The organism is Amycolatopsis sp. NPDC026612 (assembly GCF_040638285.1).
GTDB lineage: Bacteria > Actinomycetota > Actinomycetes > Mycobacteriales > Pseudonocardiaceae > Amycolatopsis.
Window position 1 is genome coordinate 20,253 of the sequence record NZ_JBEZYB010000040.1, and the last position, 20,579, is coordinate 40,831.

General features: G+C 72.0%; 17 protein-coding genes. 7 read left to right on the forward strand and 10 right to left on the reverse strand.

Features of this window, described 5'->3' with window-relative positions; all coding sequences use genetic code 11:
* The first annotated feature begins 35 nt into the window (after positions 1-35).
* Positions 36-767 (forward strand): VOC family protein, encoded by a 732-nt coding sequence (locus AB0F15_RS29185; protein ID WP_360276982.1) that lies wholly within the window; start codon positions 36-38, stop codon positions 765-767.
* A 233-nt stretch (positions 768-1,000) separates the two neighbouring features.
* Complete coding sequence (locus AB0F15_RS29190; protein WP_360277093.1) at positions 1,001-2,062, forward strand: GNAT family N-acetyltransferase; 1,062 nt, start codon at positions 1,001-1,003, stop codon at positions 2,060-2,062.
* Between the two features lie 33 nt (positions 2,063-2,095).
* Here the strand turns inward: AB0F15_RS29190 and def are convergent, their stop codons facing one another.
* The 6 genes from def to AB0F15_RS29220 form a co-directional block, all read right to left on the reverse strand.
* Positions 2,096-2,596 (reverse strand): peptide deformylase, encoded by a 501-nt coding sequence (def, locus tag AB0F15_RS29195; protein ID WP_360276985.1) that lies wholly within the window; start codon positions 2,594-2,596, stop codon positions 2,096-2,098.
* A gap of 99 nt (positions 2,597-2,695) precedes the next feature.
* Complete coding sequence (locus AB0F15_RS29200; protein WP_360276988.1) at positions 2,696-7,360, reverse strand: DEAD/DEAH box helicase; 4,665 nt, start codon at positions 7,358-7,360, stop codon at positions 2,696-2,698.
* On the reverse strand, positions 7,338-8,138 hold the full coding sequence (locus tag AB0F15_RS29205) for a DeoR/GlpR family DNA-binding transcription regulator (protein WP_360276991.1): 801 nt from the start codon (positions 8,136-8,138) through the stop codon (positions 7,338-7,340). The genes AB0F15_RS29200 and AB0F15_RS29205 overlap by 23 nt, the downstream gene beginning before the upstream one ends.
* Positions 8,110-8,643: a hypothetical protein gene (locus AB0F15_RS29210; RefSeq protein ID WP_360276994.1), complete on the reverse strand. Its 534-nt coding sequence runs from the start codon at positions 8,641-8,643 to the stop codon at positions 8,110-8,112. The genes AB0F15_RS29205 and AB0F15_RS29210 overlap by 29 nt, the downstream gene beginning before the upstream one ends.
* Complete coding sequence (gene pdxA, locus AB0F15_RS29215) at positions 8,640-9,668, reverse strand: 4-hydroxythreonine-4-phosphate dehydrogenase PdxA (protein WP_360276996.1); 1,029 nt, start codon at positions 9,666-9,668, stop codon at positions 8,640-8,642. Before pdxA ends, AB0F15_RS29210 begins: the two co-directional genes overlap by 4 nt.
* A 32-nt stretch (positions 9,669-9,700) precedes the next feature.
* Positions 9,701-9,883: a hypothetical protein gene (locus tag AB0F15_RS29220; protein WP_360276999.1), complete on the reverse strand. Its 183-nt coding sequence runs from the start codon at positions 9,881-9,883 to the stop codon at positions 9,701-9,703.
* Between the two features lie 177 nt (positions 9,884-10,060).
* Between AB0F15_RS29220 and AB0F15_RS29225 the strand changes: the two genes are divergently transcribed.
* From AB0F15_RS29225 to AB0F15_RS29245, 5 genes are all read left to right on the forward strand, one after another.
* Positions 10,061-11,899 carry an Hsp70 family protein gene (locus AB0F15_RS29225; RefSeq protein WP_360277002.1) on the forward strand — a complete coding sequence of 613 codons (1,839 nt, stop codon included), beginning with the start codon at positions 10,061-10,063 and terminating at the stop codon, positions 11,897-11,899.
* Positions 11,900-12,039: 140 nt separating this feature from the next.
* Entirely contained in the window at positions 12,040-12,234 is a 195-nt protein-coding gene (locus tag AB0F15_RS29230; protein ID WP_360277004.1) for a DUF3046 domain-containing protein, read from the forward strand.
* Positions 12,235-12,471: 237 nt separating this feature from the next.
* Positions 12,472-13,518 carry a recombinase RecA gene (gene recA, locus AB0F15_RS29235; protein WP_360277006.1) on the forward strand — a complete coding sequence of 349 codons (1,047 nt, stop codon included), beginning with the start codon at positions 12,472-12,474 and terminating at the stop codon, positions 13,516-13,518.
* A 229-nt stretch (positions 13,519-13,747) separates the two neighbouring features.
* A complete protein-coding gene (locus AB0F15_RS29240) occupies positions 13,748-14,275 on the forward strand; it encodes a regulatory protein RecX (protein WP_360277096.1) in 528 nt (175 codons plus the stop codon).
* Positions 14,275-14,487 (forward strand): hypothetical protein, encoded by a 213-nt coding sequence (locus AB0F15_RS29245; protein WP_360277009.1) that lies wholly within the window; start codon positions 14,275-14,277, stop codon positions 14,485-14,487. The genes AB0F15_RS29240 and AB0F15_RS29245 overlap by 1 nt, the downstream gene beginning before the upstream one ends.
* A 22-nt stretch (positions 14,488-14,509) precedes the next feature.
* On the opposite strand, the gene AB0F15_RS29250 is transcribed toward AB0F15_RS29245, so the two are convergent.
* From AB0F15_RS29250 to edd, 4 genes are all read right to left on the reverse strand, one after another.
* Complete coding sequence (locus AB0F15_RS29250; RefSeq protein ID WP_360277012.1) at positions 14,510-15,772, reverse strand: MFS transporter; 1,263 nt, start codon at positions 15,770-15,772, stop codon at positions 14,510-14,512.
* A gap of 19 nt (positions 15,773-15,791) precedes the next feature.
* Positions 15,792-17,768 (reverse strand): PEP/pyruvate-binding domain-containing protein, encoded by a 1,977-nt coding sequence (locus tag AB0F15_RS29255; RefSeq protein WP_360277015.1) that lies wholly within the window; start codon positions 17,766-17,768, stop codon positions 15,792-15,794.
* 213 nt (positions 17,769-17,981) lie between these two features.
* The gene (gene eda, locus AB0F15_RS29260) at positions 17,982-18,602 is read right to left on the reverse strand and encodes a bifunctional 4-hydroxy-2-oxoglutarate aldolase/2-dehydro-3-deoxy-phosphogluconate aldolase (RefSeq protein WP_360277018.1); all 621 of its coding nucleotides are present in this window, start codon (positions 18,600-18,602) and stop codon (positions 17,982-17,984) included.
* The gene (gene edd, locus AB0F15_RS29265) at positions 18,599-20,485 is read right to left on the reverse strand and encodes a phosphogluconate dehydratase (protein ID WP_360277020.1); all 1,887 of its coding nucleotides are present in this window, start codon (positions 20,483-20,485) and stop codon (positions 18,599-18,601) included. The genes eda and edd overlap by 4 nt, the downstream gene beginning before the upstream one ends.
* Positions 20,486-20,579: the final 94 nt, after the last annotated feature.

The following is a 20,579-nucleotide window of genomic DNA, read 5'->3' on the forward strand; positions in this document are numbered from 1 at the left end:
CGGAATCGTCGGAGGTGGCGGTTAGCCTGCGGCCCATGAGCACGCGCCTGGTGAACCTGGTGATCGACGCGGCGCGGCCGGAAGTCCTGGCGGACTTCTGGGCCGCGCTGCTCGGCTGGCACGTCGACGTCGAGCAGCCCGGTGAGGTCGACGTCCGCGCCCCGGAGAGCGACGGCTGGGACCTCGACCTCGTTTTCGTGCCGGTACCCGAACCCAAGGAGGTGAAGAACCGCATCCACCTGGACCTGGCGAGCTCGACCCTCGCGCACCAGGCCACGCTGGTGGCGCGGGCCCTGGAGCTGGGCGGCCGCCGGGTCGACGTGGGGCAGGGTGCGGTGCCGTGGGTGGTTTTGGCGGATCCGGAAGGCAACGAGTTCTGCGTGCTCGAGCCCCGCGAGCGGTACGCGGACACGGGCGCGGTCGCCTCGATCCTGGTCGACGCCCGCGCTCCGGAAGTCCTGGCGGCCTTCTGGGCGCGGATCACCGGCTGGCCGGTCCAGGCCCGTGAAGACGACGTCCTGGTGGGGCTGCGGGCGCCGTCCGGCCGGGGACCGTGGCTGGAGTTCCTCCGCAACGACGACGTCAAGCGGGTCAAGAACCGCGTGCACCTGGATGTCGCCCCGCCGGCGGGCGCCGGGCACGCCGCGGCGGTGAGGGAAGTCATCGCGGCCGGTGCGGCGCCGGCGACACTGGACGATCCGGAGCTGCCGTGGCGCGTGCTGACGGATCCGGAGGGCAACGAGTTCTGCGTGCTGACCCCACGCTGATCTGCTCGGGAGCAGGGAGGTCGCCGACTGGCGGGACGCTCGATCGGGGCCCGCGCCGACGCCCGCAATGCGTGGTCCGCGGTCGACCCCGGCCGTCTGTGGCTCGGGCGGGCCCGGCCGAGTGTTTCGCCGGCGTTGCCGGGTCGCGTCGAACGCTGATCTGCGCGAAACACCCGCGTCCTGGAGCGGCAACAAGTCAGGGGGACCGTGGGGGCATGGAGACCTCCAGAGCGTTGCCCCAGCCGAGCAGGACGGCCGCCGTCGAGGAGCCGGCTGCGCCGTCGGCGTGGCGGGTGCGGATCCGGATGCACGACCACCCGGGCACCCTCGCCCGGATCGCCATCCGGCTCGCCGACCTCGAGTGCAACATCCTCGGCTTGTCCGTGCTGCCGGTGCCCGGCGGGGTGCTCGACGAGATCGTCCTGCGTCCCGCGACGGGCCTGCCTCGCCGGCACCTGGTCGACGCCATCCGCGCCGAGGGCTGCGAGTGCACCGCGATCATCGACGCCGACGTCCACGAGCTGGTCGACCCGTCCTCGTCGACGCTGCTCGCGGCCCGCCGCGCGGTCGACGACCCGGCTCGCCTCGCCGAAGTGCTGAAGGACGTCGTGGCCGCGGACGTCGTCACGTGCGTCCCCGCCGCCGAGGCGAACCCGGCGCGCACGGAGAGCGGGCACCGCGCGGTGTTCGCGCTGGCCGACGGCACCGCGCTGGTGGCGCGCCGCCAGTGGGCGCCGTTCGTGCAACTGGAGCTCACGCGTGCCGAAGCGCTGGTGACGCTGCTCGCCGCGACGGCCCGGAACGTGGCAGGCCCGGTGGTCCTCGACCGTCCGGACGGCGCGGCGATCGTCCTGCGCAAGGGCGTCCCCGGCGACGCCGACGCGGTGGCCGAGCTCCACCGCCGCTGCTCGATGGCCACGCTGTTCCGGCGCTACCACACGGGAGTGCGGACGGTGCCGCGCCGCCGGCTGCACCGGCTGCTGATGCCACCGCGCGGCACGAGCGTGCTGGCTGTCTTCGGCCGCGAGGTGATCGGCTTGGCGCAGCTCATCCCGCTGGCCTCGGGCGGCGCCGAGATCTCGCTGCTGGTGGAGGACGACTGGCAGCGGCAGGGAATCGGCACGGCGTTGCTGGCGCGGCTCGCGGTGCTCGCGGAGGCCCAGGGCATCACGGAGCTGGCCGCGGACTGCCTCGCGGGCGACGACGTCCTGCCCCGCACCGCGGCGCGCGCCGGCCTGCGCACGGAGCGCAGCACAGAGGACGGCGCCAGGTTGAGACTGTTTCTGCCCGCTTGAATCGTGCTCGGCTGCTGCCTGCTCGAGCGTTGCTCAGCGCTTCCAGAACCAGTCTTTGTCGCGCGCTTCGCGCAGAGCGGCCTTCTTGCGCTCGGCGGTGAGCCGGTCGAGGTAGAGAACGCCGTCGAGGTGATCGGTCTCGTGCTGGAGGCATTGAGCCAGCACGTCTTCGCCTTCGACCTCGATCGGCTGGTTGCGGACGTCGACGCCCCGGACCTTCGCGTGCTTCGCCCGCTTGGTGGGAAACCACAGCTCCGGTACGGACAGGCAGCCTTCGTTGATCTCGTGCGTTTCCTCGGACAGTTCGACGATCTCGGGATTGACGACGTACCCGGTCAGGCCCGCGACGTCGTAGCTGAAAACGCGAAGCCCCACCCCGATCTGCGGCGCGGCCAGCCCGGCCCGCCCGGCGGGTTTCACCGAGTCGACCAGGTCCCGCACGAGCGCCTCGAGCTTCTCGTCGAACACGGTGACCGGTTCGCAGACGGACTTGAGGATCGGGTCCCCGAAATAGCGCAGTTCGCGCATCGCCATGAGCAGAACATCCTTCGTGCGGTGTCGGACTGGCAGCTTAGGCCAGCCGCGGACGGCGCTGCGCGCGAATCGGCAACCCGGGCTCCGGCCGCAGCGGTCTCACGCGCGTAAGCGCAGGCCCGAGGGTGTGGCCCGGAAGCCCGCCTCCTGCAGCACTTCCGCCAGCTCCGAGGTCAGCGCCTGCTCGCCGTCCGCGCGTTGGACGGACAGCTGGCCCAGCCAGCCCTCGCGGACCGCCGCCGACAGGGCTTGGGCCGCGTCCGACAACGCCGGGCGTTCCTCCGTGAAGCTCAGCAGTGATCGGCCTCCTCGCTCCACGTACAGTGCCGGGACCCCGTCGACCAGGACGGCCAGTGCGCCGGCCTTGCGGGCGGGGCGGTGCTTGGTGTCGCCCGTCGCGGCCGGCCACGGGAGGGCCGCGCCGTACGGCTGGGCCGGATCCGCCGCCGCGAGGACCACCGCGCGGCCGGGCGCCGGGCGGCCCGGGCCCGACAGCGCGCGCAGGCGGTCCACCGCGCCCTTCGCCGCGAACTGGGCCGCGCCGAGGCCCTCCACCACGTAGCCGCGGATCACCTGGCCGGTGTCCTCCATGCCGCGGAGCACCTTGTAGATCCCGGAGAACCCGCCGGTGACGCGTTCGGTGTCGAGCGCGCCGCGGGTCAGGACGCCGTGGCGCTCCAGGAACGCCTCCGTCCGCGCGTGGGCCCGGCGGGTCGCGTCGGTTTCGCGGACCGGGGTCAGCGCCCACCGGCCCGCAACCGTCGGCGGCCCGGACCGCGACGGCATCTGCGGCCGCCCCGCCCGCAGCCGCGCGTACCGGCCGCGGGGCGCCTGGCGGCGGGGTTTGTGCGCCCCGTGCCCGGCGACCTGGGCCCGCAACGGTCCCAGCGTGTCGCCCGTGACCAGCCCGGCCCACACCAGGTCCCACAGCGCCGCCACGACATCGGCGTCGTTCGGAGCCTGGTCCACCAGTACGGTCGCGCGGTCCACCAGCTGGCGGAAGAACAGCGCGCCACCCTCCAAAGTGGACACGATGGCGTCGTGCAGCGGCCCGGTCGGGATGTCCTCGACGACTTCGGGCAGCAAGAGGTCGGCGACGTCGGTCGGCGCGAGGGCGATCCAGCCGTCGCCGCCGGACAGCGCGCCGCAGCCCGCCCACGTGACCTCACCCGCCGTCGTCAGCTCGTCCAGCAGCGCGGGGGAGTAGCCCGGCAGCCGTCCGGGCAGGATCAGCGACTCCACCGCGCTCGCCGGCAGCGGCGCCCCGGCGAGCTGCTCGACCACCGACAGCACGTCGTCCGCCGTCGGAGCCGCCCGGACGCGTCCGCCGAACCCGTGCCACGAAGGCAGGAACCGGCCCAGCGCCGCCGGTTCGACCGGCTCGACCTCGGCCCGGAGCTTCGCCAGCGACGCCCGCCGCAGCCGGCGCAGCACCGCCGAATCGCAGTATTCGACCCCCACCCCGTGCGTCTCCGGGTGGCCCACGGGACTCAGCTCACCCCGCACCAGGCGGCCTTCCCCGGTCATCCGGTCGAGCACCCCGGTGACGACCGCGGTGCCGAGCCCGAACCGCGCGGCCGCGTCCGCCGCGGCGAACGGGCCCCGGCCCCGGGCGTAGCGCGACAGCAGGTCCCCGAGCGGGTCCGCCACCGGTTCGGTGAACGCCTCGGGCACCCCCACCGGCAGCGCGGTGCCCAGCGCGTCACGCACCCGGCCGGCGTCCTCGATCGCCAGGAACCGTTCCGTGCCGCCGATCCGCACCCGGATCGCGCGCCGTGCGCTTTCCAGCTCGGTGAGCCATTCCGCCCGGATCCCGCGTTCGGCGGCCTCCCCGACGGTCAGGTCGCCGAGGAACCGCAGCAGGTCGGCGGCGTCCTCGGCCGAGCGGGCGTGCCGGTCGGGCTCGAGCCGTTGCAGCGATCGTTCCACTTCGGTGACGGCTTCGGGATCCAGCAGCTCCCGGATCGCCTCGGTGCCCAGGAGCTCGGCCAGCAGCGCCGAGTCCAGCGACAGCGCCGCGGCCCGTCGCTCGGCCAGCGGCGCGTCGGTCTCGTAGAGGAACATCCCGATGTAGCCGAAGAGCAGGCTGCGCGCGAACGGCGACGCCGACGGCGTCTCGACCTCGACCAGCCGGACCTTGCGGGCCCGGACGTCGGACATCAGCTCGCGCAGGCCGCTGACGTCGTAGACGTCCTGCAGGACCTCCCGCATCGCCTCGAGGACGACCGGGAACCGCTCGTACTTGGCCGCGACCGAGAGCAGCTGCGACGCGCGTTGCCGTTGCTGCCACAGCGGAGTCCGGCGGCGCGGGTCACGGCGGGGCAGCAGCAGCGAGCGTGCCGCGCACTCCCGGAACCGCGCCGCGAACACGGCGGAGCCACCGACCTCGGCGACGATCAGCTGCTCGACCTCCTCGGGGTCCAGCAGCACGTCGTCCGCGCCGATCGTGACTTCACCGCCCTCGGCGTCCAGCGCGTCCGGCAGCCGCAGGACGATGCCGTCGTCGGAGTGCGCCACCTGCGCGTCGACCCCGCGGTTTTCCCGCAGCCGGGCGGCGATCGCCAGTGCCCACGGCGCGTTCACCTGCGCGCCGAACGGCGAGTGCACGACGATCCGCCAGTCGCCCAGCTCGTCGCGGTAGCGCTCCAGCAGGATCGTCCGGTCGTTCGGCACGTGCCGGGTGGCCGCCTTCTGCTCGGCCAGGTAGGCGAGCAGGTTGTCGCACGCCCGCTCGTCCAGCCCGGCCGCCGCGGCCCGCGCACGCGCCTTTTCGTCGTCCGAAGTGGACAGTTCGCGGACGAACTTCCCGAGCGCGCGGCCGAGTTCCAGCGGGCGGCCCGGCGCGTCGCCCTTCCAGAACGGCATCCGCGCCGGCTCGCCGGGCGCGGGCACCACGATGACGCGGTCGTGGGTGATGTCGGTGATCCGCCACGACGACGTGCCCAGCAAGATCGTGTCGCCGACGCGCGACTCGTACACCATCTCTTCGTCGAACTCGCCGACGCGCGAACCGGGCTTGTCGTCCGCGCCCGGTGTCATCACGGTGAACAGGCCGCGGTCCGGGATGGTGCCGCCCGACGTGACGGCCAGCCGCTGAGCGCCGGGGCGCCCGCGCAGCTCGCCGCTGATGCGGTCCCAGGTGATCCGCGCCCGCAGCTCGCCGAACTCCTCGCTCGGGTAGCGGCCCGCGAGCATGTCGAGCACCGCGTGGAGGGCGTCGTCCGGCAGCGCCGCGAAGGGAGCCGCCCGCCGCACCAGCGACGCCAGGTCCGGCACCGTCCACGGTTCCAACGCCACCATGGCGACGATGTGCTGCGCCAGGACGTCCAGGGGGTTGCGCGGGTAGCGGACCGCCTCGATCGCGCCGCTCGCCATCCGTTCCGCGACGACCGCGCAGGAGACGAGGTCGCCGCGGAACTTGGGGAACATCACCCCGGACGACACCGCACCGACCTGGTGCCCGGCCCGGCCGACCCGCTGCAGCCCGGACGCCACCGTCGGCGGCGCCTCGATCTGCACCACCAGGTCGACCGCACCCATGTCGATGCCCAGCTCCAGCGACGACGTCGCCACCACGCACGACAGCTGCCCGGACTTGAGCGCCTCTTCGACGTGCGTGCGCTGCTCCCGCGCCATCGACCCGTGGTGGGCCCGGGCGATCACCGGCGGCGCGCCGGTGCTCACGCCCGACTGCCCGACGGCTTCGGCCGGGAACGCGTCGGCCGGGGTGAGCTCCGTCTGCTCGGCGGCCAGTTCGTTGAGCCGGGCGGTCATCCGCTCGGTGAGCCGCCGGGAGTTGGCGAACACGATGGTCGAGCGGTGGGCCTGGATGAGGCTCAGCACCCGCTCCTCGACCGCCGGCCAGATCGACGGCCGCTGCACCGGGTTGCCGGCCATCTCTTCCAGGGTGCCGAGGCCGCCCGGCGCGATGTCGCCCGGCGGGAAGGCCTCGGTCAGCGATTCCAGGTCGTCGAGCGGGCTCGGCGCCGGGCCCCGGCGAGGGGCGTCGAGGTTGCCCATGTCCTCGACCGGCACCTCGACGCGGACCTCGATGGTCTTCGCCAGCTTCGGCTGGACCACGCGCACCGGACGGCCGCCGGCCAGGAACGCGCTCACCTCGTCGACCGGGCGGACCGTCGCCGACAGGCCGATCCGCTGCGCCGGCTTCGGCAGGAGCGAATCCAGCCGCTCCAGCGAGAGGGCGAGGTGCGCGCCGCGCTTGCCGCCGGCGACCGCGTGGACCTCGTCGACGATCACGGTCTCGACGCCGCGCAGCGACTCCCGCGCCGACGAGGTGAGGATGAGGAACAGTGACTCCGGCGTGGTCACGAGCACGTCCGGCGGGGTCTTGCCGAACGTGCGGCGCTCGGCCGCCGTGGTGTCGCCGGTGCGCATGCCCACTTCGATCCCGGGCACCGGCAGCCCGAGCCGGCGGCTGGCCTGCGAAATGCCGGCGAGCGGGGCCCGCAGGTTCCGCTGGACGTCGACGGCGAGGGCCTTCAGCGGGGAGACGTAGAGGATCCGGCAGCGTTTCGTCGCTTCCGACGGCGGCGGCTCCACCGAGAGCCGGTCCAGCGCCCAGAGGAACGCGGACAGCGTCTTGCCGGACCCGGTCGGCGCCACGACGAGGGCGTGCTCGCCCGCGTGCGCGGCCCGCCAGGCTCCCTCCTGCGCCGCGGTGGGCGCGGCGAAAGCCCCCGTGAACCAGTCCCGGGTCGCGGGGGAGAAGAGGTCGAGAACGTCAGCTGCCACGTCGTCCATCATGCGCGGCACCACCGACGGTTTCCGGTTCGCCGGCCACGATCACGCTCGGGGCGAACTGCGGGAACGTGACGTCGGCCCGGGGTTCGTCGGTGATCAGCCGGTAGTCGCGGTCGAGCGGGGTCCAGTAGGGGAAAGGGGCCTGGCCCAGCTTGGTGTGGTCGGCCAGCACGTAGGCCTCCGCGCCCGCGTGGAGCATGGTGTGCTTGACGACCGACTGCTCCAGTGACGCGCAGCACAGCCCCCGGCCGGGCACCACACCGTCCGTGCCCAGAAACACTCGATCGGGTGAGATGTGCCGCAGCTGCGCCAGCACGCTCTCGCCCAGGATCGCTTCGTCGAGGTGCCGCAGCCGGCCGCCCAGCACGATCAGGTCGATCCCGGAGAAGCCCGCGAGCTCGCGGATCGCGGCGACGCCGTTGGTGACCACGGTCAGTCCCTCGCGGTGGGCGAGGTGGCGGGCGAGTCTGCCGGTGGTCGTGCCGGCGTCGAGCAGCACCACCTCGCCGTCCTGGACCCGCGCGGCGGCTTCGCGGGCGATGGCGTCTTTCGCCGCCGCGTGCTCGCGGTCCTTCTCGTGCGGGCTGCGTTCGGTGTCGAGCGCGCCGCCGTAAGTCCGGACGACGTGGCCGGCGTCGGCGAGCGAGGCCAGGTCGCGCCGGATCGTCGACTCCGAGACCCCGAATTCCTCGGCGAGCTCCGCGATGCCGCCCGAGCCGTCGCGGACGGCCTCCAGGAGCATCGCGCGCCGGTCACGCGTTCCTGGTCGCGGCTGGGGCATGCGCCAAGCCTTCCACAGGGACGGGTTTCAGCGCGAAGAACGCCGGCCCGGCGGCCACGGCGAGGAACGCGGCCAGTACGACGAACCCGGTGGTCGCGCTGCCGGCGACGTCGGTGGGCCGGCCGAACACCCAGCGCCAGGACATGTGGTCGAGCATGATCCCGGACAGCGGTGACATGAGGATCGCCGAGATCGGCAGGCACGTCATCCAGAGCGCGTTCGCCCGGGCCTGCTCCGCCTGCGGGAACCAGGACGCCAGCGGGATCAGCAGCAGCACCGTCTTGCGGACACTCCACTTCGCCGACAGCAGCGCCGCCGGGATCTGCAGCACGAGGTAGCCGACGAAGAAGATGCCGCTCGCCGGCCCCTTCGCGCCGGCGGACAAGGGGAAGTCGTCGCCGATGCAGGGCAGGATCGGCGCGATGTTGGTGCGGTCGAGTGAGGCCGGCATGTCCACGACCGCCGCGACCGGGATGACGTACGCCCAGCGCCGGCGGGGGATCACCGGACGCCCGGTGGATAGATGGAGGGCAGTTTCCGCGCGTACGGTGCCAGGGTCGCCGCGGCCTTGAACGCCGCCCGCATGGTGCCGTGCGACGCGCGGCCGGTGCCGGCGATGTCGAACGCCGTGCCGTGGTCGACCGACGTGCGCAGGATCGGCAGGCCGACCGTCACCGACACCGTGCCGTCGAAGTCGTACGTCTTCGACGCGATGTGCCCCTGGTCGTGGTAGAGCGAGAGCACGCCGTCGAACCGGCCCTGGATCCCCTGGTGGAACACGGAATCCGCGGGGATCGGGCCGACCACGTCGAGCCCGGCCACCCGTGCGGCGGCGACCGCCGGGGCGATCGCGATGATCTCCTCGTCGCCGAACTTGCCGTTCTCCCCGCCGTGCGGGTTCAGCGCCGCCACGGCCAGTCTCGGTTTCTCGGTGCCGAACACCTCCAGCGCGGTGTACGCCTCCCGGATCGCGTGTTCGATGTTCTCGCGGGTGATCTGGTCGATGGCCTGGCGCAGGGAGAGGTGCCGGGTGGCGAAGAAGATCTTCAGCCCGGAGACCCAGAACATCGTGTTGAACCGGGTCGACCCGGTCAGCTCGCCGAGCATCTCGGTGTGCCCGAGGTGCTGCGAGCCCGCCGCCCAGATGGCTTCCTTGTTGATCGGCGCGGTCACGACCGCGTCGACCTCGCCGGCCATCGCGAGCCGGGTGGCGACCTCGATCGCCCCGACCGCCGCGGCGCCCGCGGTCGCGTTCACCTCGCCCCACGGCAGGTCCTCCCGGACCACGCCCAGGTTGAGCACGTCGATGATGCCGGTGGTGAAGCGCGCGTCGGCGACCGTGGCGATCGGGTTGATCTCGAGGTGCAGGCCCAGGTGCCGGACCAGGCGTTCCAGCACGATCGCGTCGCCCACCGCTACCCCGTGCGCCATCTGCAGGGCCTCGGGCTCGGCGAGGGTCTTCAGGGTGATCTCCGGGCCGATGCCCACGGGGTCGCCGAGGGTGACGGCGAGGACGGGGAGGTCGCTCACGGGTTGTTCCTTCCGGTGGGCCGGGTCGTGGTTCAGGTGGTGCGGGAAGGCGTCGCGCCCGCCGATCCGGTGCAGGCGGACGGGGCCGCGCGGGGCCGCCTGCTCACCACACGGTGCCCGGCGTCCAGGAGTTCCGCCTGGGCGGTGGCGTGTGGTGGCGAGGCGTGCCGGGTACCCGGGTTCGGGGCGTCGCCGGGGGTGAGCGGGTTCGGCACCAAGGCCCTCCTTGCGCGGTTTGTGCAACTTTCTTGATCGAATTGCGCAACTATCGTGCACCTTGATCGCCGCCCGCGTCAAGGACCAGTCACTTTCCCGGGTCCGCACGCACGGTGACCGGGCACATGGCAGCATCACCGCGAGCGCCGCCGAGGCGCATTGCGAAGGGGAGTGCTGTGCGGATCCTGTCGGTGGACCTCGGGACGTCCAACACCGTCGCCGTGCTTTCGGCGCACGGAAGGCCGCCCCGGGTCGTCGAGGTGGACGGCTCGGCCACCATGCCGTCGGCGGTGTTCGCCACCGAAGAGGGCACGATCATGGTCGGCCGCGACGCCGAGCGCCGCGCCCGGCTCGACCCGACGCGCTTCGAGCCCAACCCCAAGCGCCGCATCGACGAGCAGACCCTGCTGCTCGGCACCGACGTCGTCCCGGTCACCGAGGCGCTGGCCGCCATCCTGCGCCGGGTGCTCGAAGAGACCTCCCGCCAACTCGGCGGCGACCGGCCCGACGAGGTCCGGCTGACCCACCCCGCACAGTGGGGGCAGACCCGCCGCACCGTCCTGCTGTCCGCCGCCCGGCTCGCCGGGATGGGCCCGAACATCCTGCTGGTGCCCGAACCCGTCGCCGCGGCGGCGCACTTCGCGTCGTTCCCCGGCAAGGCGCCGGCCCCCGGTCAGGCACTCGCGGTCTACGACCTCGGCGCCGGCACCTTCGACGTCGCGGTCGTCGGCGCCACGCAGAACGGCTTCACCGTGCTCGCCGAGGACGGCCTGCCCGACCTCGGCGGCCTCGACGTCGACCAGGCGCTGATGGTGCACGTCGGGCGCGAGGTCTCGCACTCCGACCCGCAGCACTGGCAGCGGCTGCTGCGGCCGGAGTCCACCGCCGACCGGCGCACCCGGCGCGCGCTGCAGGAGGACGTCAAGGCGGCCAAGGAGGCGCTGTCGCGGCACCCGCAGACTGAGGTGCCGATGCCCGAGCCGTTCAAGGACGTCCTCGTCACCCGCGGTGAGCTGGAAGGCCTGGTCCGCCCGGCGATGCTGCGCAGCGTCGAACTGCTGTCGCGGACGCTGCGGTCGTCCGGGCTGACGCCGGACCGGCTGGCCGGCATCTACCTGGTCGGCGGGTCGAGCAGGCTGCCGCTGGTCGGCGCGATGATCGCGGAGAAGCTCGGTGTCGTGCCGGCCAGCCTCGACCAGCCGGAAACCGCCGTCGCGCTCGGTGCCCAGCACGTGGCCCGTGACGGGCTGTCCGTGCGCACCCAGAACGTCGAAGGGGCGGTGGCCGCGGGGGCCCCGCCGCGCCGCCCGCAGTACGCGCCGCCGCCTCCACCTCAGTACCCGGGATACGCGAGCTTCCCGCCCAGCGGCCCGCAGCCGGTGCCGTCGAACTTCCCGGCGTACCCGCCCGCGCCGGAGAAGGCGCAGCCGAAGCCCGGCGGGAAGAAGAAACTGCTGATCGGGATCGCGGCCGCGGTCGTCGTGGTGCTCGCGGCGGCCCTGACCTTCGTCCTGACGTCGTCGTCCTCGGTGCCGACCTACACCGCGGACCAGTGCAAGACGCCGGGCCAGGCCGACGCCGAGGGCTTCACCGGCTGCCTGCGCCAGCTCGCCGGGAAGATCGCCGACACCGGCGGCTGCAAGCCGGGCATGGGCAACGGCCCGGCGGCGCCGGCACAGCGCCTCGGCGCCTCTTCGACCTGCTCCGCGCCGGGCCGGGCGGGCACCCAGGTGACCTACGTCCACGGCGACGACGCCGGCACGCTCAAGCAGTACACCGACGGGCTGCTCGCCTCGGCGGGCGGCGACCGCACCGAGGCCGACTGGGGCGGCAACGGGCTCGAGGGGCACTATTCCTCGGCCGCGGGCAAGACGTCGGCGGTGCTGGTGTTCACGGTGTCGGACCGGCCGCTGGCCGGGTTCATCTACCAGCTGAACACGAGCGACCAGGCCCAGGTGACGACACCGGGCACGCTGGCCGACTACTTCGAGGCGAGCGTCCAGCCCGGGGAGTGACGGCGGCCCTGAGGGGCTCGCGGGCAGGCCGCTTCACGATCACGGCGACCAGTGTGGTCCCCGTCGGCGGTGCCCGGGTCCGCGGAGGGCGCGAACGGGCCGTTCGTGCCCGTCCCGGCCGCCCGGATACCATGGGGCCGATGCGGATCACGGTTTTCCGGCGGCTGATGGCCGACGAGTTCGGCTCCGGGCGGGCCCAGGTGCTGGCCAGGGACCACGTCCTGAGTGCGCTCGGCGGGCGCACCGTCGACCAGGCGCTGACCGCGGGAATTCCGGTGAAGGAGATCTGGCGCGAGGTCTGCGACGCCTTCGACGTCCCGGCGGAACGGCGCTGACCTGGGCGGACCCGGACCGCGCCGACCCGGGCGGGCGAAAATCCTAGCGTAAGGGTGTGTCGCTGCCAGCCTCGAACAGGTGTTCGTCTAAGGTGTTGTCCACATCGGGTCCAGCGATCCACAGATCGGGCGCCGCGCCTGGAATTGTCGGTCCCCGCCGCTAGCGTCGGACCGGACAGCTGAAGAACCGACACAGAGAGCCCTCGACGGGGCCTCCGACCAGCGAGGTGGACTTCCATGCCTGCAGCACCCGACAAGGACAAGGCGCTCGAGCTCGCGCTCGCGCAGATCGACAAGCAGTACGGCAAGGGCTCCGTCATGCGCCTCGGCGAAGACGGCCGCGCGCCCATCGCCGTGATCCCCACCGGCGCGATCGCCCTCGACGTCGCGCTCGGCATCGGCGGCCTGCCCCGCGGCCGCGTCATCGAGGTCTACGGCCCGGAGTCCTCCGGTAAGACCACGGTCGCCCTGCACGCGGTGGCGAACGCGCAGCGCAACGGCGGCATCGCGGCGTTCATCGACGCGGAGCACGCACTGGACCCGGACTACGCCAAGAAGCTCGGCGTGGACACCGACGCACTGCTCGTCTCCCAGCCGGACACCGGTGAGCAGGCCCTGGAGATCGCGGACATGCTGATCCGCTCCGGCGCGCTCGACATCCTGGTCATCGACTCCGTGGCCGCGCTCGTGCCCCGCGCCGAGATCGAGGGCGAAATGGGTGACTCGCACGTCGGCCTCCAGGCCCGGCTGATGAGCCAGGCGCTGCGCAAGATGACCGGTGCGATGAACAACTCCGGCACCACCGCGATCTTCATCAACCAGCTGCGCGAGAAGATCGGCGTCATGTTCGGCTCCCCGGAGACCACCACCGGTGGCAAGGCGCTGAAGTTCTACGCGTCGGTCCGGCTCGACGTCCGCCGCATCGAGACGCTCAAGGACGGCGGCGAGGCAGTCGGCAACCGCACCCGCGTCAAGGTCGTCAAGAACAAGATGGCGCCGCCCTTCAAGCAGGCCGAGTTCGACATCCTCTACGGCCACGGCATCTCCCGCGAGGGCTCGCTCATCGACATGGGCGTCGACCAGGCCATCCTGCGCAAGTCCGGCGCCTGGTACACCTACGAGGGCGACCAGCTCGGCCAGGGCAAGGAGAACGCGCGGAAGTTCCTGCGCGACAACCCGGACATCGCCAACGAGATCGAGAAGCGGATCAAGGAGAAGCTCGGCATCGGCGCACAGCTCGACGCGGAAGCCGCCGACGCCGTCCCGGCACCCGTCGACTTCTGATCAGGGGCTGCGGGATTGGGTGAGGTCTGCGGGATTGGGTGAGGTCTGCTCGCGGGAGGCGCTCGCCTTTATCCCTTCGCCGTGTCCTCCGGGGGTCGGACCCCGGGCCCCCGCCAGGGGGCGAGCCCCTGGACCCCCGCCGTGGTTGCGGTGGGTGGTTACGCGCCGGTTGGTGGCGTGCGGGTTGGGTTGAGAACTAGGGGTGATTCAGGTGGCTAGGGCGCCGAAGGTGCCGCCGGCCGAGCTTCCTCCCGAGGAGCGGTACAAAAAGGCCAAGGAGATCTGCTTCGATCTCCTGGCCGTGCGTGCGCGCACTCAAGAGGAGCTTCGGCAGGCCTTGCACCGCAAGGGGTTCGACGAGGAGACCAGCGAGACCCTGCTCGGCAAGCTCGACCGGGCAGGGCTGGTCAACGACGCGGAATTCGCGGAACTGTGGGTGAAGTCCCGCCACACGACCCAGGGCCTGTCCCGCACCGCGCTGCTGGCCGAGCTGCGGCGCAAAGGCGTCGACGACGAGATCGCCGCGCAGGCGGCGGGCGAGGTCGACCGCGAATCCGAGGAGCAGATGGCCAGGGAACTGGTCCGCAAACGCCTCGGTTCGCTCGGCAACGTCGACGAACAGACGGCCCTGCGGCGGCTGCTCGGCTTCCTGGCGCGCAAGGGCTACCCGCAAGGGCTCGCGTACACCGTGATCAAGGAGGAACTCCGCGAGTACGGCGCGGAGTCCACCCTGCTCGACGACGCCGTCGTCGACTGATGGCGACCCGGACCGTCGAGTACTTCTCGCAGAGCAACCCGGCAGGTCCGGGACAGGGTGACGTGGCCGCCCTGCTGCGCCGGGTCGCCGGCACGCTCGACGAACTCGGTGACGTCCAGGTCCAGGACATCACCTTCGCCGGCGAAGTCACCGCCGGCGAAGACGACCTGACGATGACCGTGTACTACCACCGGGAGCCGCGCCGCCGGTGACGGCGGTGCAGCGGTCCGCACGTCATCGGGAGGTGGCGGACACCGCCTCCCGCCCAACCGGCGGTCGCCGGTCCGAGCGGTGCTTGCGCACCGCCAGCAGCAGCACCGCGAGCAGACCCATCGCGACACACGTCACCACGGCCGTCAGCACCAGGAACTCGTCCAGCTGCCCGGCCGCCAGGTACGCGCCCAACGCCACCGCGACCAGCGCGCACACCGCGCGGTCCACAATGGACTCCATGGACAGCAGGGTCGCGCGGTACCGGGAATCCGGGATGGAGTCGTTCAGAAGCTGCTTCTGGACCGGGAACGCGACACCCGTCGCCACCGCGAACACGCACAACAGCACCACGGCCGGGAAGGAGCCCACGAACACGAGCACCCCGAGGCACAACGCCATCACGATCGTCAGGGTGAACACCGAACCCACCGGGCCGATCGCGCGGCGCAGCCGGTGGGGGCGGGCCGCGCCCAGCGCCTCGAAGACCGTCATCGCGGCCAGGACGGCGCCGTACCAGTTCACCGACAGCGACTTCGACGCCAGGATCGGCTGGAACAGGTTCACCTGGCAGATCCGCACCAGCGTGAACATCGCGATGCCCTGCACCATCAGCAGCGCCAGCCACCGGGACGAGCGCAGCGCCGACACCGCGCCGCCGACTCCCGCGAGCAGTGACGCCGTCTTGCCTGTCACCCGGCGGCCGCCGGGAATCGGGGGGAGCTTGCAGGCGAACACGAGCGCGATACCCGCGTTGAGCGCCGTCAGCCAGTACGGGGAAGGGAGGTTCCACGTCATCAGCAGGCCGATCACCGGCCAGAACACGATCTTGCCGACCAGGCTGTACGCGCGGCCGACGCCTTCCACGCGAAGGTAGTGCTCGCCCGAGCCGGACGCGTGCAGGTACTCGTACAGGTACGCGCTCTGCGCGCCGGACACCAGCGAGCGCGCCAGCGCGATCAAGACGAAGTGCACCAGGAACCCCGTGTACGAGCCCAGGAACACCGGCACCAGGTTCGCCGCCACCAGCACGCCGGCGCCCGCCGCCAGCGAGGTGCGGTAGTCGAAGCGGTCGGCGATCATCCCGGTCGGGATCTCCAGCAGGCAGAACACGACGTAGTAGATGCTCTGGATGCCGAAGATCTCGCCGTCGGACAGGCCGACGAGCTTCTGGTAGGAGTAGAAGATCGGCACCCACAGCAGCAGGCCGAAGAAGAACTGGAACCCGTAGGTCAGCCGGACGGCGCGCTGAACGGCGGGTTTCGCGGGCAGGCGAAGGCCCAGCATGGTCGTGTCTCCCGGGAGGTCAGGCCGAATAAGGGCGCAGCTGCACGAGGTGGAGGTGCTCGCCGTCGGCGAGCCACTCGATGTCCACCGGCGAATCGAAGGTGTAGTCGGGCGAGAAGTGGCCCTGCAACAGGCGACCGGCGACGGCGAGCCGCTGCAGTTGCGCGTGCGCGGCCTCGTCGAGGTCCGCGGGCGCGTCGCCCAGGGACACCGTGCGGCCACCACCCTCGACCGTCGAGTACAGGTACTGCATCGGCAGGGCCGAACCGTCGACGACGTCCGTCACGCGAGGCGACACGTTGACGTACACCGTGCGGAAGTCCGCGCGGTTCATCGGGTTCGTCGTCACCAGCACGCCACCGAAGTCGGCCGCGACCTGTTCCTGGATCACCACACCCATGTAGCACTCGTCGAGGGAGATCCCGGCCTGCTGCCGCAGCCGGACGCTGCGCACGGACACCAGCGACGCCCAGACTTCCTTGACACTGGCGAAGATCCGCTCGGCCGTGGTGACGTGGTTGCGCGACTCGTAGATCCCGGCGGCCGAGAACCCGGCGAGGTCTTCGGCGTTCGACGAACTGCGGACGACGAACGCCCGCACGCCGGCCAGCTGCGAAACGAGCGCGGAATCGATTTCGCCGGCGAGCGTGCCCGGCATGCGTGCCGAACGGATCAGGCTCTGCAGCTCGACGCACAGCGGTTCGATCTCCCGCGCGTCCAGCTCCAGGGCCATCTTGAGCTTCCCGATGGCCTGCTGGATCCGCGGCGACGACTCCAGGAACCGCCGTTGCAGCGAAAACGGCAGCGCGATGCCCCGCGGCACGCGGACGCGGTCGTCGAGCAGCCGCCGGGCCGCGGCACCGAGATCCGCGCCGTCCGGCGCGTCCAGCAGCCGGGCCAGGTACGGCAGCAGGTTGTCCCGCGGCGGGCGCGGCACCTGGTAGAAGCCGAGCAGCCGCTGCGAACCGCAGGCCAGGACGTGGTGCAGCTCGCCGAGGTTGGCCGCCTTGGTGCCGTAGCGGTGCCGGTCGGACGCGCGCAGCCGCGCGAGATCCACGATCGGACTGTGGTCGGCCTCGGGCTCCTCCAGTGTGGCGCGCTGGGCGTACCAGCCCGGCCGGGGCGCCGCCTCGGCCGGCTCGTCGACCTCCCGCAGGGAGATCGACGACGCCTGGGCGTCCACTGTGTACTCGACCCACTTCCCGTCGAGCCCGCGGCGCTCGATCTCGGCGAGGGCGCCGAGCTGGACGGCGTTCGGGATCTGCCAGCCGGTGGCGAGGACGTTGGTGTGCGACAACGGTGTCGTGTGCCGGGCGTTGACGATCCCCGAGAGCCGCGGGATGTCGTCGGGCACGCGGTCCAGCACGATGATGTCGGTCCAGTCCAGCGTGGCGGCCCGGTACTCGGCCTCGGTGCGGAACGCGCGCAGGCGCCCGGTGACCGTGCCCGGGTTCAGCGCGACGAACGGCGCCGTGGAGAACAGCTCGTGCGCGAAGACGCGGGGCAGTTCACTCGCCGGGATCTCCCGGACGATCCGCTCCTGCCGCTGGTTGGCCGGTTTGAACACCAGCGGCAGCGACGGGTCGACGTACTGCGCGACGAAGGCGTGGAACTCCCGGATCAGCGCGGCCGGCATGGTGTCGACCTCGACCGTCTCCAGCGAAAGCATCTGCGGGTGCAGCGCGAGAATGCCGAGCAGGAACCGGCGATCCGGCGCGTGGTAGAAGGTCTCGTTGTACGAGTCGATCTCGGCGCGCACGCGTTCTTCGCCGACGCCGAGGATCTCTTCGCCGATATAGATCGCGTGAAAGGAATGCCGCGCGGCGTTGAGAAAGTGGATCATCGCCTGCTCGCGGTCGACGACGACCTTGACGAAGGAATAGCCGCCGAGTGTGCCGCCCAGCTGGTGAAGTGCGGACAGGGAAAGGCGTTCGCCGACGAGCGCGGCAACGGTCTCGGGGGCAGGACTGGGCGCGACCACACTGGTCAGGGACACGGATTCTCCTCGCTGGAATAGCGAAGAGGAACGATAACAGGCCGGTAAATAACCCACCAGAGTGCTGGATGGGCCATTCAGTGGGACCCCGCGGGTTTCATGACCGGCGCCACACCCGCTCGGAGCACCGTTCCAGCGCCTTGGAACGGTGCTCCCGGAATGCGGACGCGCCTTCCGCCGTTCGGGTGCGGCAACGGCGTGGAGTGATCTCCGCTACAACGTCGCGGCTTCCGCGGCCAGCTTCTCGATCGCGGCGAAATCCCGGGCCGCGAGCGCGGACTTCGGGGTCAGCCACGAGCCGCCGATGCAGCCGACGTTCGGCAGCGCCAGGTACGAAGGCGCCGAGGCCACGGTGATCCCGCCGGTGGGGCAGAACTTCAGCGACGGCAACGGACCCGCGATCGACTTCAGGTACGCGACGCCGCCGGACGCCTCCGCCGGGAAGAACTTCAGTGCCGACAGCCCGCGTTCGGCCAGCCGCAGTGCTTCCGAGACGGTGCTCGCGCCGGGCAGGAACGGCAGCCCGGACTCGAAGCACGCGTCGACGATCGCGTCGGTGCAGCCCGGTGTCACGAGGAACTTCGCACCCGCGTCGGCCGCCTGCTTCGCCTGGTCCGGCGAGGTGACGGTGCCCGCCCCGATGACGATGTCCGGCACCTCGGTGGCGACGCGCTCGATCGCCGACAACGCCGCCGGGGTGCGCAGGGTCAGCTCGATGACCCCGATCCCGCCGGCGAGCAGGGCCCGGGCCGTGGGCACCGCGTCGTCGGCGTCGTCGATCACCACGACGGGCATCACGGGGGACAGCTCGAGCAGGTCCTGACCGGTGGTCACTGACCGACCTCCTGGGTTGCGAAAGCGGGCGTTCCGAAGTGCTCCGGCGTAAGGCCGCCGAACACGGATGCGCCCTGGTCGGCGGGGCCGACGGCACGGCGCAACGCGGCGAACAGCTCTCGGCCGGTGCCGGTCCAGGATGCTTCGGACGGCGGTGAGTCCACAAGTTCACGCCGGGCGAGTTCTTCGTCACCGACCAGCACGTCGAGCGAGCCCGCGGAAGCGTCGAGCCGGATGACGTCGCCGTCCGCGACGCGGGCGATCAGGCCGCCCGCGGCCGCCTCCGGTGTCACCTGGATCGCGGCCGGGATCTTGCCCGACGCGCCCGACATGCGGCCGTCGGTGAGCAGCGCCACCGCGTGTCCTCGGTCCATCAGCACGCCCAGCGCCGGGGTCAGGCCGTGCAGCTCCGGCATGCCGTTGGCCTGCGGGCCCTGCTGCCGGATCACCACGACGACGTCGCGGTCCAGCTCGCCGTCCTCGAACGCGGCCGTGAAGCCCTCCTGCGTGGTGAACACCCGCGCCGGGGCCTGGACGACGCGGTGCTCGGGCGCCACCGCGGACACCTTGACCACTGCGCGGCCGAGGTTGCCCTCGACCATCCGCAGCCCGCCGTCCGCGGCGAACGGCCGCCACGCCGGGCGCAGGACGTCTTCGTCGAGACTGCGGGTGGGCACGTCCCGCCAGACCAGCTCGCCGTCGGACAGGATCGGCTCGGCGCGGTAGCGGTGCAGCCCGAACCCGGCCACCGTGTGGACGTCTTCGTGCAGCAACCCGGCGTCGAGCAGCGTGCCGACCAGGAACTGGATGCCGCCGGCGGCGTGGAAGTGGTTGATGTCGGCGCTGCCGTTCGGGTAGACCCGCGCCAGCAGCGGCACGACCGCCGAGAGGGCGGAGAAGTCGTCCCAGGTCAGCTGGATGCCCGCGGCCGCCGCGATGGCGACCAGGTGCATCGTGTGGTTGGTCGAGCCGCCCGTGGCCAGCAGCGCGACGACGCCGTTGACGAACGCCTTCTCGTCGAGGATCCGCGAGACCGGCGTGTACTCCTCGCCGCGCGAGATGGCGACGATCCGCCGGCCGGCCTCTTCGGTCAGCGCGCGCCTCAGCGCCGAACCCGGCTGGACGAAGCTCGCGCCCGGCAGGTGTAGGCCCATCACCTCGACGACCATCTGGTTCGAGTTGGCGGTGCCGTAGAACGTGCAGGTGCCGGCCGAGTGGTAGGACGCCGCTTCGGCGTCGAGGAGGTCTTCGCGGGTCGCGAGGCCTTCGGCGTACAGCTGGCGGACGCGGGCCTTCTCCTTGTTCGGCAGCCCGGAGTTCATCGGACCCGCCGGCACCAGAATCGCCGGGAGGTGGCCGAACGACAGGGCGCCGATCAGCAGGCCGGGCACGATCTTGTCGCAGACGCCGAGCAGCAGCGAGGCGTCGAACATGTCGTGCGACAGCGCGATCGCCGTCGACATAGCGATGACTTCGCGGCTGAACAGCGACAGCTCCATCCCCGCGCGGCCCTGCGTGATGCCGTCGCACATGGCCGGGACGCCGCCGGCGAACTGCGCGACTCCGCCCGCCGCGCGCACCGACTTCTTCAGCCACGCCGGGTACTCCTGCATCGGCTGGTGCGCCGAAAGCATGTCGTTGTAGGACGACACGATCGCGACGCCGGGGGCGCGCGCGGCCCGCAGTGCTTCCTTGTCGACGCCGTCCATGGCGGCGAAACCGTGGGCGAGGTTGCTGCAGGCGAGGCTGCGGCGGACCGGGCCTTCGGCGTGCGCGGCGGCCGTGCGGTCGAGGTGGGCGGTGCGGGTCGCGGCACTGCGAGCCGCGATGCGGGCGGTGACTTCGGCGATGACAGGATGCAGCGGTGGGGTGGGCTGGCTCATGTCCGGCTCCGGATCACTGGGGTGGGGTGGTCCGCGGGACGGCAGCGCTGGCGCCTCTGGGTCGTGACACTGGCCACAGTACCTCGGCAAAACG

Coding starts and splice junctions, on each gene's coding strand:
- AB0F15_RS29185 (WP_360276982.1), top strand. CDS start 36: ATGAGCACGCGCCTGGTGAACCTGGTGATCGACGCGGCGCGGCCGGAA.
- def (WP_360276985.1), bottom strand. CDS start 2,596: ATGGCGATGCGCGAACTGCGCTATTTCGGGGACCCGATCCTCAAGTCC.
- AB0F15_RS29200 (WP_360276988.1), bottom strand. CDS start 7,360: ATGATGGACGACGTGGCAGCTGACGTTCTCGACCTCTTCTCCCCCGCG.
- AB0F15_RS29205 (WP_360276991.1), bottom strand. CDS start 8,138: ATGCCCCAGCCGCGACCAGGAACGCGTGACCGGCGCGCGATGCTCCTG.
- AB0F15_RS29230 (WP_360277004.1), top strand. CDS start 12,040: ATGCGGATCACGGTTTTCCGGCGGCTGATGGCCGACGAGTTCGGCTCC.
- recA (WP_360277006.1), top strand. CDS start 12,472: ATGCCTGCAGCACCCGACAAGGACAAGGCGCTCGAGCTCGCGCTCGCG.
- AB0F15_RS29245 (WP_360277009.1), top strand. CDS start 14,275: ATGGCGACCCGGACCGTCGAGTACTTCTCGCAGAGCAACCCGGCAGGT.
- AB0F15_RS29250 (WP_360277012.1), bottom strand. CDS start 15,772: ATGCTGGGCCTTCGCCTGCCCGCGAAACCCGCCGTTCAGCGCGCCGTC.
- edd (WP_360277020.1), bottom strand. CDS start 20,485: ATGAGCCAGCCCACCCCACCGCTGCATCCTGTCATCGCCGAAGTCACC.